The sequence below is a fragment of the Vibrio sp. 03_296 genome (assembly GCF_002265885.1).
This window is the reverse complement of sequence record NZ_NPKW01000959.1, coordinates 1-388: the sequence shown is the minus strand read 5'-3', so window position 1 is coordinate 388 and position 388 is coordinate 1. Positions and strand designations below refer to the sequence as shown.

Here is a 388-nt window from a genome sequence, read left to right as displayed (position 1 = left end):
TTGCCAAAGAAGCTACGACCTTAGGAGAACATCKGGTGATCCCGGTGGTTTGCCTTATCGTTGGGTGATTAAGGCGATCATTCCACTTTCTTTCCTTTTCATGGCAATAAGTGGTGTTGGTCTGCTTCTTCATTCACTCAATAAAATCGTTAACCCGCATCTTATGCATCCATCTCCATCAGATAAGTCGTAAGGAAATCAGGATGATCGGTATAGTAATGTTTTTTGTAGCCTTGTTTGCGCTACTGCTTGGTTTCCCTGTGGCATTTACCTTTGGTGGTATTGCGCTGTTGTTTGGTGTTTGGGCTGAAGGGGTTGAAATGTTTGCCTTCATGCCGTATCGCATTCAATCCATCATGGAAAATACGGTGTTGATGGCGGTGCCGCT

General features: G+C 44.7%; 2 pseudogenes. Both read left to right on the top strand.

Going from position 1 to position 388, the window contains the following annotated elements:
• Positions 1 to 193, top strand: a pseudogene (locus CIK04_RS29145) (C4-dicarboxylate ABC transporter); the annotation flags it as partial.
• A 10-nt stretch (positions 194 to 203) separates the two neighbouring features.
• Positions 204 to 388 (top strand): annotated as a pseudogene (locus CIK04_RS29140) (C4-dicarboxylate ABC transporter); the annotation flags it as partial.